The organism is Candidatus Neomarinimicrobiota bacterium (assembly GCA_036476315.1).
Taxonomy (GTDB): Bacteria; Fidelibacterota; Marinisomatia; order Marinisomatales; family S15-B10; genus JAZGBI01.
The window spans coordinates 1-3,707 of the sequence record JAZGBI010000036.1 but is presented as its reverse complement, the minus strand read 5'-3'; the positions used below and the strand labels follow the sequence as shown (position 1 = coordinate 3,707).

The following is a 3,707-nucleotide window of genomic DNA, read 5'->3' as shown; positions in this document are numbered from 1 at the left end:
AGATTGGTCCGGGAGTTTCGGATGAAACACTTATCGACAGGTGAGGCTCTTCGACAGAAGGCAGGAGAGGATACGCTGCTGGGAAACCAGGCCCGCGAAAGCATGGAACGAGGAGAACTGGTTTCAGACGAGCTGGTGGCTGAGGTGGTCCGTGAATACATGACCGATTTCAGGGACTCGACAGGCTTTATTTTGGACGGGTTCCCTCGCAATCTTGCTCAGGCCGAAATCTTGGAAGAGATTGCAGGAGAGACGCCCATCTGGGTGATCAATATTCGAGTGGATGAAGAGGTTGTGATCAAGAGGTTGTCGGGGCGCAGGCAGTGCTCGGAGTGTGGTAGAATCAGCAACGTTAATTTCTCGCCTCCTCGGCAGGAGGGCGTCTGTGACACTTGCGGAGCAAAGTTAATCCAACGCCCGGATGATTTTCCGGACGTTATTCAGAGACGTCTACAAGTGTATCGCGAGCAGACGAAACCGTTAACTGATTTTTATTCGAATAAGGGCTGCTATTTTGAAGTGGATGGAAATCTGGATACTGAAACGGTGTTTGAACGGATTTCGGCCCATCTCACAGGCCAGGACAGTTCGGCCGTGAGTCCGCAGGTGGATGCGGGTCGAACATCGGCATGATTATTTGTAAGGGGAAGGAAGAACTTCAGAAGATGAGAGAGGCCAACTTGATTGTAGCCCGGGTGTTGAACCATTTGGGGACCCTGGTCAAACCAGGTGCAACGACCATCGAATTGGACTCGGCCTCCGAAGAGTTGATCCTCAAAATGGGAGCCCGCCCCGCCTTTAAGGGTTATCACGGCTATCCGGCGGTCCTGTGTGCCTCGGTGAACGATCAGATCGTTCATGGAATTCCCAACGATGAACCTCTGAAGGAAGGGGACATCATCGGGTTGGACGTGGGCGTGCACTATAAGGGATTTTGTGGAGACTCGGCTTGGACCTTCCCGGTAGGAGAGGTTTCCGACGACTTGAAGCATCTCCTGGAAGTAACGAAGGAGTCGCTGTACAAGGGAATCGAACAGGTTACTGTGGGGAATCGGGTATCGGACATTTCTTCCGCCGTCCAGACTTTCGTGGAAGGTCACGGATTTTCGGTGGTCCGGGAGTTCGTGGGACACGGTATTGGTGCGTCTTTGCATGAGGAACCTCAAGTGCCGAACTACGGAAAACCGGGCCAGGGACCGAGATTGGTTGAGGGAATGGTGCTGGCCATTGAACCCATGGTGAACAGCCAGGGCCCCGGGGTCAAGGTGTTGGAGGATAAGTGGACAGCGGTCACTGCCGATGGTGGCTGTAGCGCCCACTTCGAGCATTCTGTGGCCGTAACGGAAAACGGACCATGGATCTTAAGTGAACTGGAGGAGCTGAGCGAGCGTTCGCTTAGCGCGTAGAGAAAATGAAAGTTCGGGCTTCGGTCAAGAAAATCTGTCCCAAGTGCAGAGTGATTCGACGCAAGGGGGTTGTGCGGGTGATCTGTCCTGTCCCTAAGCACAAGCAGCGTCAGGGATGAACATTATGGACACTTTAACCCTTTCACCCTATTTTGTATTTTCTTTTCTCTTTCTTCTATTCCCTACGCCAACAACCGGTTATTCGGAGGTTCTATGCGGATAGAAGGAGTGAATATTCCCGATAAGAAGCGGGCCCAGATCGCCTTGACTTATATCTATGGGATTGGGAAATCCCGTGCCACCGCGATCTTGAATCAGGCCGAGGTCAACGTCGATACGTTGATCGAGAAACTGACCGAAGAGGAAGCAGGGCGCATTCGCAAGATTATTCAGGATGAGGGAAGGGTTGAAGGTGATCTTCGCAAAGAGGTGCAGCTGAATATCAAGCGATTGATGGATATCAACTGTTATCGGGGGTCGCGTCATCGTCGAGGGCTTCCCGCTCGAGGTCAGAGAACCCATACCAATGCTCGCACTCGAAAAGGGCCGCGTAAGGCTGGAATTCACAGAAGGCGGAAGTAGGAAAGAAGGAGAAGCCCACGATTATGGCCAAGAAGAAAACAGCCAAGAAGAAATCAACCAAGAAGAAGGAAAAAAAGACGGTTATTCACGGTTTGGCCTGCATTAAGGCAACCTTTAATAACACCCAGATCACCATCACTGATTTGGAGGGAAATGTGCTCAGTAGTTGTAGCTCAGGGGCACGGGGATTCCGTGGAAGTCGCAAGAGTACTCCTTTTGCGGCCTCTCAAGCGGCTCACTCGGCCGCGGTGACCGCCCGTGACCAGTACCGTATGAAATATTGCGACGTGAAGGTCAAAGGACCCGGTGCCGGACGTGAATCGGCCATTCGGTCGTTGCAGGCGGCGGGGTTGGAAGTCCGTTCCATTAAGGACGTTACTCCGATTCCTCATAATGGGTGCCGGCCTCCCAAACGACGCCGGGTGTAAATGAGACAGAAGGAGTCAGGAACCAGGAGTCAGGAGTTCTAGTTTGGCAAGATATACAGGGCCTGTTTGTAGATTGTGTAGACGTGAAGGGATGAAGTTGTTCCTGAAGGGACAGCGATGTTTCGGAGAGAAGTGCGCCATCGAGCAACGAAACTTCGTGCCGGGTGAGCAGGGGCGCCGTGGCCGTTTTCGGAGAAAGATGATGGGCTACGGGTTACAACTTCGCGAAAAACAGAAAGTGAAACGGATGTATGGGGTCCTGGAGAGGCAATTTCGGAATTACTTCAAGAAGGCCGCTCGTAAGAAAGGAATTACCGGCGAACTCCTGATGCAGTTGCTGGAACGTCGGTTGGATAATGTGGTGTACCGTCTTGGATTCGCCAGTTCCAGAAGCCAGGCTCGCCAGTGGGTGCGGCACGGCCACGTCCTGCTGGATGGCCGTAAAGTGAATATCCCTTCCTATCTGGTATCCAAGGGAGTGGAGATCTCCATCCGTAAGAAAAGCCAGGAGAATGTATTGATTCTCAGTAATATCGAGGAGATGGCGGGGCGTAATATTCCCGGCTGGCTAAACCTCGACAGTGAGAATTTCAAGGGCCAGGTGCTCGAATTACCTCGGCACGAAGACATCAGTATGCCTATAGAGGAGTCACTGATCGTCGAGCTCTATTCCAAGTAACACCAACAGTCCGTCCAGCAAGGCAGACCAACATCGGAGAGTATAAATGGCAGCTTTTCAAAGACCCAAAAGACTTTTTAGTGATCCCAAGACCGCTACCCCGACCTTCGCGCATTTCCAAGCCCAGCCTTTTGAGCGAGGATTTGGTACGACCATTGGAAATGCGATGCGCAGAGTTTTACTCTCGTCTATCGAAGGCGCAGCCATCACGGCAGTGAAAATCGACGGGATTCTCCATGAATTTTCATCCATTCCCGCGGTACGGGAGGATGTCACCGACGTGATCATGAATTTGAAGAAGATTCCAATCACACTGAATGTCAATCACCCCAAGACGCTCTATCTGGAGTCGACAGGTGAAGGTGATCTCAAGTCCGGGGATATCAAGCCCGATCCGGATGTGGAAATCCTGGATCCGGACATCTTTATTGCCACCGTCAATGATAAGGCACGTCTCAAAATGGAAATGAGAGTGAAACCTGGCCGCGGGTACGTTCCGGCTGACGAGAATATGGACGAAGACCTGGACATCTCGTACATTCCTCTGGATTCGATCCATTCTCCGGTCAAGAAGGTTGATTTCGGTGTTGAGGCGGCGCGACTGGGTCAGTT

Annotated in this window: 7 protein-coding genes; all 7 read left to right on the top strand. The window is 52.1% G+C overall.

All coding sequences use genetic code 11. From position 1 onward, the window contains the following. Positions 1 to 633: nucleoside monophosphate kinase (locus V3U24_03895; GenBank protein ID MEE9166591.1), on the top strand; the 633-nt coding region annotated here is incomplete at its 5' end. Then, positions 630 to 1,406: a type I methionyl aminopeptidase gene (gene map / locus V3U24_03890; GenBank protein ID MEE9166590.1), complete on the top strand. Its 777-nt coding sequence runs from the start codon at positions 630 to 632 to the stop codon at positions 1,404 to 1,406. The genes V3U24_03895 and map, both read left to right, overlap by 4 nt. Positions 1,407 to 1,411: 5 nt before the next feature. Continuing rightward, positions 1,412 to 1,525, top strand: coding sequence for a 50S ribosomal protein L36 (rpmJ, locus tag V3U24_03885; GenBank protein ID MEE9166589.1), 114 nt, complete (start codon positions 1,412 to 1,414; stop codon positions 1,523 to 1,525). Positions 1,526 to 1,619: 94 nt separating this feature from the next. Beyond that, on the top strand, positions 1,620 to 1,988 hold the full coding sequence (gene rpsM / locus V3U24_03880) for a 30S ribosomal protein S13 (protein MEE9166588.1): 369 nt from the start codon (positions 1,620 to 1,622) through the stop codon (positions 1,986 to 1,988). Between the two features lie 23 nt (positions 1,989 to 2,011). After that, positions 2,012 to 2,416, top strand: a complete 405-nt coding sequence (gene rpsK / locus V3U24_03875; GenBank protein MEE9166587.1) for a 30S ribosomal protein S11 — start codon at positions 2,012 to 2,014, stop codon at positions 2,414 to 2,416. Between the two features lie 43 nt (positions 2,417 to 2,459). Then, positions 2,460 to 3,095 carry a 30S ribosomal protein S4 gene (gene rpsD / locus V3U24_03870; protein ID MEE9166586.1) on the top strand — a complete coding sequence of 212 codons (636 nt, stop codon included), beginning with the start codon at positions 2,460 to 2,462 and terminating at the stop codon, positions 3,093 to 3,095. 46 nt (positions 3,096 to 3,141) lie between these two features. Next, on the top strand, positions 3,142 to 3,707 hold a 566-nt coding region (locus tag V3U24_03865), incomplete at its 3' end, for a DNA-directed RNA polymerase subunit alpha (GenBank protein ID MEE9166585.1).